This is a genomic window from Methanoregula sp., from assembly GCF_028712425.1.
Classification (GTDB): Archaea; Halobacteriota; Methanomicrobia; order Methanomicrobiales; family Methanospirillaceae; genus Methanoregula.
This window is the reverse complement of record NZ_JAQTQD010000014.1, coordinates 20,042-32,885: the sequence shown is the minus strand read 5'-3', so window position 1 is coordinate 32,885 and position 12,844 is coordinate 20,042. Positions and strand designations below refer to the sequence as shown.

Annotated in this window: 14 protein-coding genes; all 14 read right to left on the bottom strand. The window is 60.0% G+C overall.

Annotated elements, in window-relative coordinates; translation table 11 throughout:
* Positions 1–71: 71 nt before the first annotated feature.
* Positions 72–629, bottom strand: coding sequence for a YeeE/YedE thiosulfate transporter family protein (locus tag PHF39_RS08855; RefSeq protein ID WP_300223101.1), 558 nt, complete (start codon positions 627–629; stop codon positions 72–74).
* A gap of 9 nt (positions 630–638) precedes the next feature.
* A complete protein-coding gene (locus PHF39_RS08850; RefSeq protein ID WP_366144219.1) occupies positions 639–1,211 on the bottom strand; it encodes a YeeE/YedE thiosulfate transporter family protein in 573 nt (190 codons plus the stop codon).
* A gap of 148 nt (positions 1,212–1,359) precedes the next feature.
* A complete protein-coding gene (locus PHF39_RS08845) occupies positions 1,360–2,118 on the bottom strand; it encodes a zinc ribbon domain-containing protein (RefSeq protein ID WP_300223097.1) in 759 nt (252 codons plus the stop codon).
* A gap of 260 nt (positions 2,119–2,378) precedes the next feature.
* Complete coding sequence (locus PHF39_RS08840; protein WP_300223095.1) at positions 2,379–4,187, bottom strand: DUF2070 family protein; 1,809 nt, start codon at positions 4,185–4,187, stop codon at positions 2,379–2,381.
* Position 4,188: 1 nt separating this feature from the next.
* Complete coding sequence (locus tag PHF39_RS08835; RefSeq protein ID WP_300223093.1) at positions 4,189–4,845, bottom strand: diphthine--ammonia ligase; 657 nt, start codon at positions 4,843–4,845, stop codon at positions 4,189–4,191.
* 10 nt (positions 4,846–4,855) lie between these two features.
* Entirely contained in the window at positions 4,856–5,746 is an 891-nt protein-coding gene (locus tag PHF39_RS08830) for a carbohydrate kinase family protein (protein ID WP_300223091.1), read from the bottom strand.
* Positions 5,743–6,081 (bottom strand): DUF555 domain-containing protein, encoded by a 339-nt coding sequence (locus PHF39_RS08825; RefSeq protein WP_300223089.1) that lies wholly within the window; start codon positions 6,079–6,081, stop codon positions 5,743–5,745. The genes PHF39_RS08830 and PHF39_RS08825 overlap by 4 nt, the downstream gene beginning before the upstream one ends.
* Before the next feature lie 9 nt (positions 6,082–6,090).
* Complete coding sequence (locus PHF39_RS08820; RefSeq protein WP_300223087.1) at positions 6,091–6,618, bottom strand: nitroreductase family protein; 528 nt, start codon at positions 6,616–6,618, stop codon at positions 6,091–6,093.
* Positions 6,605–6,970: a hypothetical protein gene (locus PHF39_RS08815; protein WP_366144218.1), complete on the bottom strand. Its 366-nt coding sequence runs from the start codon at positions 6,968–6,970 to the stop codon at positions 6,605–6,607. The genes PHF39_RS08820 and PHF39_RS08815 overlap by 14 nt, the downstream gene beginning before the upstream one ends.
* A 235-nt stretch (positions 6,971–7,205) precedes the next feature.
* Positions 7,206–7,529, bottom strand: a complete 324-nt coding sequence (locus PHF39_RS08810) for a DUF5350 domain-containing protein (protein WP_300223082.1) — start codon at positions 7,527–7,529, stop codon at positions 7,206–7,208.
* A gap of 48 nt (positions 7,530–7,577) precedes the next feature.
* Entirely contained in the window at positions 7,578–9,428 is a 1,851-nt protein-coding gene (gatE, locus tag PHF39_RS08805; protein WP_300223080.1) for a Glu-tRNA(Gln) amidotransferase subunit GatE, read from the bottom strand.
* Complete coding sequence (gene gatD / locus PHF39_RS08800) at positions 9,418–10,656, bottom strand: Glu-tRNA(Gln) amidotransferase subunit GatD (protein ID WP_300223189.1); 1,239 nt, start codon at positions 10,654–10,656, stop codon at positions 9,418–9,420. Before gatD ends, gatE begins: the two co-directional genes overlap by 11 nt.
* A complete protein-coding gene (argH, locus tag PHF39_RS08795) occupies positions 10,653–12,134 on the bottom strand; it encodes an argininosuccinate lyase (RefSeq protein WP_300223078.1) in 1,482 nt (493 codons plus the stop codon). Before argH ends, gatD begins: the two co-directional genes overlap by 4 nt.
* A 43-nt stretch (positions 12,135–12,177) precedes the next feature.
* Positions 12,178–12,711 (bottom strand): helix-turn-helix domain-containing protein, encoded by a 534-nt coding sequence (locus PHF39_RS08790; RefSeq protein WP_300223076.1) that lies wholly within the window; start codon positions 12,709–12,711, stop codon positions 12,178–12,180.
* Positions 12,712–12,844: the final 133 nt, after the last annotated feature.

The following is a 12,844-nucleotide window of genomic DNA, read 5'->3' as shown; positions in this document are numbered from 1 at the left end:
CCTCCCCGATGCGGGATTGCGTTTTATAAAAAAGGATTTTTGGACCCCTTCCCGGCCAATTCAACTCTCCGTTATATTCCCCATACCTGGAACAGCCAGAACAGTGTGAGAATCATGACAGCAACGCACGTTGCCACATAAACCGGCCGGACCCCCAGCAGTTCCGGCACCGTATCAGCCGGGAAAGCGCCGCGGTGCATGATGGTGCTGTTGAGGACCGGGTAGAGCCGGGCGAAGATCCCGGCGCCGATTGCGATCCCGACAACGCCCGCGAGCGCATCAAGCGCCCCTGTTCCGACTGCCCCTGCAGCCGTTCCGGGACAGTACCCGAGCAGGGCAAAGCCGGCCCCGAAGATAAGACCCCCGACTACTGTTGAACCAATCGATCCGCTCCGGCAGTGGAGGCGGGCAATTCCCGCAGACTTGAGGGCAAAGACCCCGATCATCCCGACCAGCACGGCAGCGAGCATTACCTTCACTACCGTGAAGTCCGTGAGGAGGAGCTGGCCGATGATCACGTCATAGTCTGTCACCCCGGCCTTCTGGAGCAGGAAGCCGAACGCGATGCCGGTCAGGAGACCGAGAGCCGCCTGTACAATCCCGTTTTTCCTGATGGTCTCAAGAGTCATGTCTCCACCTCACAGGAACCGGAATCCAAAGAGCAGCCCCGCGACCAGGATCCCGCTGATAAAGAAGCAGGCCGCAGCAACCCAGCTTGCAAAGGAAAGCTGGAGCGTGCCCGAGATACCGTGCCCTGACGTGCATCCCCCGGCCCAGCGTGCGCCGAGGCCGACAAGAATTCCCCCAACGAGAGCGACAGCGAACCGGAACACTGCGTCCGGTCCCACCACCGCGGCAAAAAACGACGGGACCGCCACGACCGCAAATATCCCGGACAGGTACGACGAGAGGAACGCCCCAATCACAATCCCGATGATAAGCAACCAGTACCAGTCGATACCGGGAACGAACTTCCGGTAATACGACATCTCCTTTGCCTTCCCGCCCGAGAGCCCTGCCTCGACCATCCCGGCTGTCTTCAAAAATCCCGTCGAACACCCGAGCGGGTGGTCCGAGAGCACAAACACCGTCCAGATCAGGACCCCGATCCCCGCACCGGCAAGGTATGGCGACCAGCTAGCCATGGTGAACCATTCGATCATACTATCCCTGGATGGAACGGGGTGCTCTCCGCATTTATACCCTTTCACGCAGACATCAGGTTCCCCTATCCGCACCGGACAGTTCTTACCCGGCCGGGACAACTACCCGTACCTCTTCCCGCCTGCCATGTGGCAGAACCCCTTTGACGAGATGGCATCGGTGCTCATCCGCTGAGGGAAACCGCCCGAAAAAAGGTTACTGGAGAACGGCAAGCAGGTTCTCGCAGCCCGTCTGCCCGGCAAGCACCGGTAACGGGCAGCCCGGGATCGGTCCGTTTTTACACTGTGCGGTCTTCAGGAGTTCCTTTTTGGACCGCCGCGCCTCATCAGCAGCAACCGCCGACCGTACATCAGGTGCGGCATGCCGCAGCGAGGTCCTGGCGATGTTGAACGCAGCGTTCACATCGGCATGTGCGACAAATCCGCAGTGCGGGCACTCGAAGTGTTTGCGCGTCCGCCGCCCGAAATGCCCGCAGCGGCTGCACCGCTTGGACGTGTATTCAGGGTTCACGTAAATGACGGGTATCCCGCGCTCGAGTGCCCGCCGCTCCACCTGGCGCTGCAGGGAGAAGAACGAGTCGTTCTCAAAGGAGAAGACGAACGGGCCACAACGGTCCTTTCGATGCGAATACCGTGGAGAAAAGAGTCTCTCGAACTTGATGCCGGTGCCGAGTGCTTCGGCAAAGGAAACGATCTGCCGGCAGATGGCATGGAGTGCCGACTTGAATTTTTTCCGCTCGCGGGTCTTGGCTTTCTTGAGTTTCCAGAGTTTTCCTTCTTTGTAGAGTTTTGTGCAGTTTTTTATGGGGTGTGAATGAACATAGTGAATATTTTTTCCAAGTTTCATCACTTTCCCACTCTTCGGGTCGGCGGCAACAGCCACGTGGCCGGTGGTGTTGAGATCAACGCCGATCCAGCGGGTTGTCAGGGATGTGGACGAATGAAATCTGATCACCTGTTATACCCATGTCTGGAGTTCAACCGCAGTACAAAACAACATGAAAATCAGGAACACACCTGTGTCTTTCTCATCCTCCTCTCTTACAGGAGAATACCTTCCTGCACACGAATATACGTTGTGGTCGTGCAGGGCCCCGGATTTAAAAAAGGGTGATGATCCGTGCAGGATTTTCACAACGGCTGCAGATTAACCCGATCTTTTTCTGCACTGTTCGCGGGTCGTAGAGAACGAAAAAAAACAGGGTTCCCCTTACCTCAGACCATCACCGCGTACGCGACAAGCGAGAGGAGGAAGGCAAGGAGCAGCATTGCAAGCGAGAGCGGTGCAACGAAGACGAGCATCGCGTTGACCGTACTTGCGAGCTGCGAGATCCGGTTGGAACCGAAGACCACGATATGCTCGCAGTGCGCTGTTGCAGCAGCGCTCTCGGCAGGGGTCATATCATCGATCGCTGCCCGGACCGCCTGCATGATTAAGGGCAGGAACTCTTCCACCGGAACATTGAGGCCCACCGGGTTCTTGCCGGTGATAGTGTTTACCACATGCGAGTCCGTGGTCATCACCTCTGCGTTGTCGGCCAGGGTACGGACTTCCTTTTGGATAACCTCGCGGACACCGGCTGCCATATTGTTCCCGTCGATCAGGATGTACGCGGTCTTCTGGCTGTCCACCTCAACAAGCATCACCTGGATGCCGAGGTCCCCGAAGCCCTGTTCGCGGGTATACGGGACGGTGACATGGGAGACACCGAGACGGAACGGGTGGGAAGGAGCAGCGCGGCAGGATTCCATCGCGTCCATGGCTGCCTTCTGGTACTCCTGCGCTGTCAGCGTGGCAAGGAGGACCGGGGACGAGAGGTCGGTCATGCAGTTGTGAGCATCCACGACCGCGACGTGCGGGAACCAGCGGTGCCCCTCTGCCATGATGGTGGACCCAATCGAGAAGTCCACGTCCTCGGTCCGGTGCGGCGAGCGGGTGGTGACAAGAAGCACCGAGTCCCCGAACTTCTGGCAGAGGATACTGACCGTCCCGACAGTAACAAGGGAAGATTTACCCGCTACGGCCGAATATGCAAGGGCTGTCCGCGACTGTTTCAGGGCCGCGATCACCTTGTTGCTCTCGGACTCGGAGACAAGGTTGAAGTCGTGCGTGGCGCACCCGTGTGCCACCAGCGTCTCTTCCTCCATGCCCTCGTGCAGGATCTTGGGGAGGTTCCCCCCGCCGATCTCGCCCATCGGGCCCGGGTGGAGGTTCGGGACCGTGAACAGGACCGGCTTCCTCTTTTCGCGTCGGAAGAAGAAACTCACCTGCGGGACAAAGATCTCCTCGCCGATCTCGCGGAAGAAGTCCTCCATGCCCCTTGAACCGTCCGTCATATGGGCGATGAACGCGTTGATGAATGCCAGCCCCCGGATCTGAAATGCTTTTTTGAGCGGGCGCTCGATCATCCAGATGAGGATGGCAAAGCCCAGCCCGAAGACGATGTGGAGGACAAGCGCAAAGATAGCAAACGAGGGCGAGAAGAGGAACATCCCGGCGAGGATCCCAACTCCGCTCTGCGTGATGGCCGGAATGATCATCCGCGGCACGCGATAGTCCGCGATCGCGACCAGCACGAAGAGCCGGAGGCCGAAAACGAACCCGAGCGAGATGGCATAAAAGAGCGGGAGGAGCGTGATGGAGACGGCCATCGAAGCAAGCGTGATGATGACGCCAAAGACCGTGCAGGCGAGCGCGAGCAGGCCGGAGCGGTTCCAGGTCATGGTCTTGCCGCTGAACTCGATGATCGGTTTTGTCAGGATGAGTGCCGCGATGGCGGGGATCGTGAACGCGATGGTGCCCGAGAAGAGGAACGTCTCCGGCAGGGAGAGGAGATCGGAGAGCACTGATGGCACGGGAAACGCGATGACCCCCGATGAGGGCAGGCTCAGCCATGCCCGGGCGTTCGCCCCGTCAATAACCAGCCCGAGAAGGATGATTAAGATGAGCGACCGCTGCCATGTGGGTGCGGTGAAGATATACTTCGTGAGCTGCCCGAGCCGGACATCGTGACCCTCCGCCATTTTAAGAAAATCCCCCGAGGACCAGTTCGTGGCGATCGTTTGATGACCGGACCTGTGCTGTCGCGTAGGTGACCGGGCGGGAAAAGAACGGGGCATCCAGTGTTATGCTCTCGTACTCCCCCCCCTCTCCCGCGATATTGATCCGCCGCGTCTCGGCAACGCGCCTGAGCCGGCTGATGAGGGTTTCATCGAACCGTGCTCCGAGGAAGCTTGCGTCGAGGCCTTCGGCTGCCGTGACGATGATCCGTGCATCCAGCCGCTCTGCCACCTCGCGAAGGAGGAGGTCCAGGTCCATGTGCCAGAGCGGGGTAAAGAGGGAAAGGCCCAGTTTGTCCGTGATTGTCTTTACCCGGGAAGCCTGGTACTCCGAAGCCACCGGCCCGGCTACAACGCCCTCGATGTCCAGTGCGGAAAGGCCCGCCTCCAGGTCTTGCAGCTCCTCCTCCTTGTTCCCCTCGGTTGCAACCTCCACGTACTCAATGCCCGCGACCCTTGCGATGACCGGCACCACATCGAGATTTGCCGAGTGGAACATGTAGGAGTTGCGGTTCTTCGGCCGGGCTGTGAGAAGGTACCGGACATCTTTCCCGCTGTCAATAGCTTTCTGGCACGAGAGGATCGAGTCTTTTCCCCCGGATGTCAGCGCTGCCCAGCTCATGTCTCTTCTCCTAATGTTCCGGGGCCGCAAGGTCCCCGAAGTTTCTGCGGTAGCGTTCCTGCATGGCCTCCCACGTGGGAAGGTGGGTCTGGCAGCCCACGTGCTCGACGACATGCGATGCGGTTACGGTCCCGATCTTACAGCAGGTGAGCGGGTCGTAGCCCCGCACAAACGCGGAGAGGAACCCGGCGCGGTACGAGTCCCCTGCGCCCGTGGGGTCCTCAAGGGATACTGGCACGACCGGAATGAAATGCTCGCTGCCTTTCGTATAGAGCGTGCTCCCGTCACCGCTCATCGTAAAGATGGCCATCCCGACCCGGGCAATGAGCGCATCCCTCGTGATCCCGAGCGTCTCGCACATCTGCCTTACCTCGTGCTGGTTGGCAAAGAGGATGTCTGCGTTCGAGATGATAGAGTCCAGCTGTTCCTTATTGTACCAGAAAACGTCCTGCCCCGGGTCGAACGAGACGAACTCGCTCCTGTCGGCAACCCGGCAGTTGAACTCCGGGTCTGCGGTTGCCATGTGGACGAGTGGGAGGGCCGGCGCTTCCGCTGTACGGAAAGCCCGGGAAGCCCCCCACTCAAAGAAGGTCATCTGGTCGCCGGCCTCATCGGTAAACATGAATGCTGTCGGCGTGTGGGCGTCCGGGATAACGAAGAACTGCTGCCCGACCCCGATCCGGGCCATCCACCGGTCATAGTCGCTGCCGGCAAAGTCGCTTCCCACGCAGGAGTGGAGTGTCACCTTCTCGCCGAGTACAGCAATGCCGGCCGCGATGTTTGCCGCCCCGCCGCCATAGTAAACCTGCCGGTCGGTGATATGGGTCGAACAGTTCTTCTCCGGCAGGTGGGCCACCTTCGAGATATGGTCAATGGCCGTGTGGCCGACGATATGGATCATAGTTCCTCTACATCCGCGAGTTTTAAGGGTACGTCGCGCAGTGCTTTTCCGATTGTCGACTTGGCAATCCGCTCGGCATGCTCCTTACTCTCGGCCCGGAAGACCTTCATCTCCAAAACGAGCCCGACGAGCGCCGTATCCGCGACAACGATCGCGCTCGAGAGTGTTTCCTCACAGTACGGGCAGGTCAGGAACCCTTCCTCGACCTCAACGAACTTTGCGGCCGGGTTCAGGCGCTTGCCTGCCTCGCTGATCGCGATCCCGATAGCGTCGTCCAGTGTCTCGACATCGCGGACGAGCCATGCCGCTTCCATGGTAACCAAAAAATCTGCCATAATAATCCTTCACCAGCTCTCGCGGTGCACATGTTCTCCGACAGCCATCCGTGGCGGCGACTGTGCAGGCTCTTTTCCTTTCCCTACGGCCAAAAGGGCAACGGGCCGGAGGTGCTGCGGCAGGTCCAAAACCTCGCGCACGCCCTCGTCATCGAACGCCCCCGTCCAGCAGCTGGAGAAACCCCTCGCCTGTGCGGCAAGCATCATGTACGTGCAGGCGATCGTTGCGTCCTCCAGTGCATAGAGGATCCCCCGCTCCCCGTACCGTGACATGGCCCGGACATAGTTGGAACAGACACAAAGGATGAGCGGCGCCTGCCGGATATGCTCCTGGTTGAACGCCACCTCAGAAAGTGCCTCTCTTGTCTCCTCGTCTGTCACCACGACCACGTCCCACGCCTCCAGGTTCCCGGCGCTCGGGGCGGTGCTTGCACATTTCAGGATGTAATCGAGGTCCTCTTCTGCCACGGGCTCGCCCGTGAAGTCCCGGACCGATGACCGGCCGGCAAGGAACACGTGGAAATCAGAGGAGTCCATGTTCCGAGAGTACCTGCCATGCTTCCTGCGCTGGCGTTGTTGCAGCGCTGACAGCCATGCCGATCTTCAGCGATGCCTGGTCCGGCTGGTCGCTCTCGACAAGGGAGATCGCCTCGCTTAAAGAATTGATTGCCTTCTGGAACGACGAATGGCCGGTGCTGTGGACCGCGAACTGGAGTTCGGCCCTGACAGCCTCCATCATCATGATGAGCATGCGGCGGGCGCCGGCCTTCTCCGGGTCCTTGAACCCGGTGAGTGCCACAGAGAGCTGTGACACCACGATCAGCTCGGACTTTGCCCGTTCGCCGAACTGGTAATTCTTAACAGCAGTTGGAAGATCCATAGTCACCATAGTCATTGGGATAAAAGATAGTTATCCTTGACGGAATGAAGCGGGGGGCCCTTGCGTTGGGGGGGTTTGTTCGAAGAACACTGACGCGTTCTTCTTGTCCTCCTGGTTCTTCGAACCTTCAGCAATTCGAAGAACGCAGATGCGTTCTTCTCGTTTCTCGGGTCTGATGACCCTCGAAAAAATGAAAATGAGGTTTTGGGGACCTCAACCCATGATGGGCTGTTATTGAAAAGGATTACCGGGAAGACTTTGCCTTGGAACCAAGCGCAGAGGTCTTTGACCGCTTCATGCGCCGGCGGATCATGGGGTTTGCGGTGGACTCGTTCATGCCCGATCCGCCCGAGCGGTCGCCGCGGCCGCGCCTGCCGCGTCCGCCACGTGAACCGCCGCGGCCACCCTGTGCCTCTGCGATCATGTCAAGCTGCTGTACTTTGGCTCCTGCCTTGAAGCGCTGGTTCGGACCCGGGGATTTTGCCTCGCCTTCCTTCTTGGGGACGAGCCGGATCTGGCCCTTGACGCCTTTTACCTGAGCCCAGAGGGTTGTGCCTGTCTTGCCCATAATAAACTCCTTACTTTATTCGTCCGTGCCCGTGATAAATGTTTACCATTACCGGTTCCCTGTTGCCCGGTCGATCTCCTTTCTCAGCACTTCGCTGACCAGTTTCCCGTCAACGGAGCCCCGCACCTCTGCCATCACAACACCCATCAGGGGCCCGAGCGCACCTTTGCCTTTCTGCGCAACAAAGTCCGAGCGTTCGGTAATAATCTTCCGGACAATCGCTTCGAGCTCTTCGCGCGAGACCGCAGGCGCCAGTTTCTGTAAAGATTCCCCAAACGTGCTGCCGGCTGCAATGCTCCGGAAGATCTCGGGGATTGCCTCACGGGCTGCCCTTCCGTCCTCAACCGCATGCCAGCAGTCGAGATATGCCTGGTCGGGGACCTTTGCGATGTCCACCCCGTCCCTACGGAGCTCGGTTGCCGTGGAAAGGATCGTGAACGCGGCGAGCTTGGCCTTGATCCCTTCCCGCACTGCCTGCTCGAAAAGCGGGAGCTTGTCCGAGCCCGCCAGCTGGAGGGCGTACGGGAGCTCGATCCCGTACTCTTTTGCATACCGCTCTGCCCGGACCGTGAGGAGCTCGGGGACCGTGACAGCGTTCCACCTCGCCTCGTCGATGGTGACCGGGAAAACATCCGTTTCCGGATACATCCTCGCAGCGCCCGGCAGCGGTCGCATGTACGCGGTGCTCCCGGACTCGAGCAGCTTTCGTGTCTCTTCGGGAACGGGTTTGTCGGAGAGGGCGATCTGTGCCCTTGTCACGACCTGTGCAATGGCGCACGCTGCCTGCTTCTCGCTTGCCCCGGAGGCGATGATGACGCAGTCCTTTTCTCCTGCCTTCAGGTGCGAACGGATCATTGCAACTTCTTCTGCGGTCACACCATAGGCCGGGAGTTCGTCGGTGTGGAAGATCCCGCCTACGCCGCACTTCTTGGCGTAGTCAGAAAACTCGCTCCCCAGCCGGCGCTCCGGCTGGACCTCGCGGCCCACGAATCCGGCGAAACCCGGCAGAACTATGGCGTGGATCTTCTTTGCTTTCTTGAGCACAGCAGATTTTGTCTCTTTGAACTGTACGGTTACGTCCGTGCCGGTTGTTGCGCCGATATGCGCACCGCGGCCTTTGAGTTCGTCGCGGATCGCGATCAGGTTTATCTGCCGCTGCACCTCGCGCCGGACCACTTCGGCGATCAGGTCAAGCTCCTGCACACCCTTGATCTCCACGCGGGCACCGGCGGCGATCGAGATGTTGACGTCCTGCCGGATCGTGCCGATCCCCCGCTTGACCTTGCCCGTTGAACGGAGCACCATGCCGATAAACTCCGCCATCTTCTGCACCTCTTCCGGGGTGTGCATGCAGGGGGAGGTCGTGATCTCAACGAGCGGGATGCCGAGCCGGTCCAGGGAGAAGACCTCGTCTTTCACCCGCTGGCAGGCTTCCTCTTCAAGGCAGATTGTCTCGATCTCCCCGCCGTTCGGGAGCTTCCCGTTCAGGGCAACAAGGGCCGTCCGCTGGAAGCCGCTGGTATTGGAGCCGTCGATGACGAGCTTTCGCATCGTGTGCACCTGCGGGATGGGTGTCATTCCAAACATCTTTGCAATGGTGAGACAGACCGAGAGCGCCTCGTCATTCATCGGCGTAGGTGGCTCCTCGTCGTTCTCCACGAGACAGGTGGTGTCGTACGCGTAATAGAGGAACTTCCGGTTGCTCTTCATCTCCTCCTTTGCCGCCCGGTCGATCTCGCCCATCTCGGAGACGGTTGCCCTGAGGTAACGGGAGAACTCGCCATTGTGTTCCGCGATCTCGCGGAGCGTTGTTGGGCAGTGGCAGAAGAGTCTCTCCGCGGTGTCGAGCTGCTGGTGGATCTCGATCCCGGCAACGAGCCCGATCTTCTTATAATCCATGGCTGCTCCTCCGCGTGCACTCACCCTTGAGATTCTCCTGCATCAGGGCGGCTGCCTTCGCTTTGTCCTTCTCGTTGCCAAGCACCCACATCAGCTTGACGAGCGCCACCTCGGGCAGCATGTCGCCGCCCTCAATAACGCCTGCGGCCATCAGGTCGCGGCCCGTGTCGTACACCCGGTCGCAGACCCTGCCATCCATGCACTGCGAGGTCATGACAATGAGCGTCCCGTTCTCCACGAGACGTTTCAGTCCGGGAATCAGTGCCGTGCTGGTATGCCCGAGGCCGGTGCCGGCGATGACGAGCCCGTGGTATCCCTCGTACGCCTTCAGGATGTCCGGGAACATCCCCGGGAAGAACTGGATCAGGGCACAGTGCGGGTCGAGCTGGTCATGGAGCGCCAGGGTGTGCGTCCCGCGCTTTACGGCATCGTTTGTGAGCGTCACCTTCCGCGAGATATAGTCGACACTCCCGACCGGTTCAGCGCCGATGCTCTGGAACGCGTCACGCCGGGAGGTGTGCATCTTCCGGACCCGGGTGCCCCGGTGGATGGCGCAGGTGTCGTCATTCGTTGTCGCGTGCATCACGACTGTAACCTCACCGAGATCGCTTGTCGCCGCCGCGGCTGCGCAGATCGCGTTCATCGCAGTGTCGCTCGAGGGCCGGTCGGCCGAGCGCTGCGATCCCACGAAGACGATGGGGACAGGCGTGTCGAGCATGAAGCTGAGCGCCGCAGCGCTGTAGGCCATGGTGTCGGTGCCGTGCGTGACGATGATGCCCTTTGCCCCGTTCCTGATCTCGGCATGGACAGCCCGGGCCAGCTGCTGCCAGATGGCGGGCGTCATGTTCTCCGACAGGATGGTGGCCAGCGGAATGGCCCGGTAATTGGCGATCGCAGCAAGTTCAGGGATCGCGACAAGGATGTCGCCTGCATTGAACTGGCTCGTGACGGACCCGGTCCGGTAATCGTTCCTGCTTGCGATCGTGCCGCCCGTGGAGACGATGGAGAGCGTGGGGAGGTTTTTGTCCTGGGACACTTCATGGACTTTTGCCAGCGCCTGCGCCGGCCGCTCCATGAAGGTGCAGGCCTGCGGCGGGACGCCGATATTGTAGCCCGAGCCGAGCTTGATGACGGCCATCCCGTCGCGTTCAGTGATGTAAATCCCCTTCAGCTGCTTGCCCGCCCATGCGCACTGTACGATATCTCCGGATACAAACTCTGTTGTTATGCTACCAGCCTCCGTGCCGTTTCTGTGAGTTTTGCTGTTGTCGACCTGAGGTTCGTGAATTTCTGCCGTATGAGTTCACTGTCCTTTGCTGCCTGCTTTTTGCGTGCAGTAATTGCCTTCTTCGTTGCTTTCGGCGCCGGACCTCCCGTGACATCGCGGATGGCTACCGAGTAGCCTGCTTCCAGCACTTCGTTAATCTCTTTCTGGGTGAGCCCCATCTTCTTCAGCGATGTCCCCTTTGCAACCTCTGAGGCTGCTTTTTCGAGAGTGGCGAGTGTCAGGCTGCCTTTCTGCACCGCACGCCCGACAATCGAGTGCGCTGTCCGGAACGGGATGTCGTACGAGCGGACGAGCGTGTCGGCGAGTTCCGTTGCGGTGGAGAAGCCCTTTGCTGCCTCCTCCCGCATCCGCTTTGTGTCGAACTTCGCGGTCTCGAGCATGCCAAGGAGGATCCACGTGCTGATCCCCGTGCTGTGCACCCCGCGCCAGAGGTTCGGCGTCAGCTCCTGGAGGTCGCGGTTGTAGCTCATCGGCAAACCCTTGGTGATGGTGAACGCGGCGGCAAGGGACCCAAAGACCGTGCCGGCCTTTGCCCGCATGATCTCCGCGGTGTCCGGGTTCTTCTTCTGGGGCATGATGGACGAGGTGGAGCAGTAGGTGTCGTCCATCTCCACGAATTTCATGAACGAGGTGCTCCAGATAACGAGCTCCTCGCAGAGCCGGCTCGTGTTCGCCATAAGGATGGAGAGATCGGCCAGCGTTTCGAGCGCAAAGTCCCGGGTGGCGACGGCGTCCATGCTGTTCCCGACAAGCCCGTCAAACCCGAGGAGGGATGCCGTGTATTCCCGGTCAATGGGGTAGCCGGTGGACGCGAACGCGGCAGCGCCGAGGGGGCACAGGTTGACGCGGGCGTATGCATCCTTCAGCCGGTCGAAGTCACGGCCAAACGCCTGCTCGTAGGCGAGGAGGTGGTGGGCAAGGGTGGTTGGCTGGGCATGCTGGAGATGGGTGAACCCCGGCATGATGCTCTCCGTGTGCTTCCCTGCAAGCTCAAGGAGGATCTCCCGCAGGCCCGTAATGAGGATCATCTGGAAGAGCAGTTTTTCCCGCAGGGCGATCCGGATGCAGGTTGCGACCTCGTCATTCCGTGACCGGGCCATGTGCATCCGCCCCCCGGCCTCTGCTCCCGCCGCCTCGATGACCAGCGCCTCGATCCCCGCGTGCACGTCCTCGAAGGAATTGTCGAAGACATCCTCCGGCAGACCCTCGTTGCTGAGATCCAGCAGGACTTTAAGGATCTTCCGTGTCGTCTTCCGCTCATTGATCTTCTGCCGGTCGAGCATCAGCACGTGGGCAATGTCCACGAGCAGATCGGCCTCCGCGATATACCGGTCCGCGTCCATCGAGGAGAGGAATTCCTGCATGTCGAAGTCCCGCTCTCCTGAAAGGCGCCCCCGCCGCACAACATCGGTTCGCATCCGTTCACCCGTTTTCGTACCGGTATTATTGGTCATATACTGATTAAAGCCACGCCTTGCGTGCCGCAAGCTCGATGGCCTGCTGCACCGACTCCCGGGGAATGATGGTCGCGACCGGGACGTGCACGAGCTGCTCGATGATGCTTGATACGATCGGGGCGCAGACGATCGCGATCGCCCCTTCCCGCTCGGCGCGTACCGCAGCAACGATCGCGTCCTCCATCGTGTGGACGGGATACTCCCGCACCCGCATGCGGTGCCCGTCGATCTCCGCCATCCGCTCCTCCACACTCTCCAGCACCGGGCGGGCGGCAATGAGGCCGATGAAGTCCTCATCCCCCACGTGGTACAGCTGCCGCAAAGCGCGGATGATCGCCCGGAGGGTCGAGAGGTTGGGCGATCTCTTCCCGTGCAGGATCTTGTAGAGCGAGCTCTGGGCGATCCCGCTCTTCTCCGAGAGCTCGCGAACGCTGATCCGCAGGTCGTGCCGGAGGAGGTCGTTCAATACTGCAACGAACTCCTCGTCCGAGACAAGCGCAGCGCGCATGATCCGGTCAATCGGGTCCACCTGTGCCATATAACAGATACAAATGGGCCAACCCAAGAAAAATATTTTCTTTTTGTCCTACTTTTTTCCCTGGAAAACCGGACCGTTTTGGACAAACTGCCAATTATATCATCTGATTGTAGATTTTTCTTCTCATTATTTT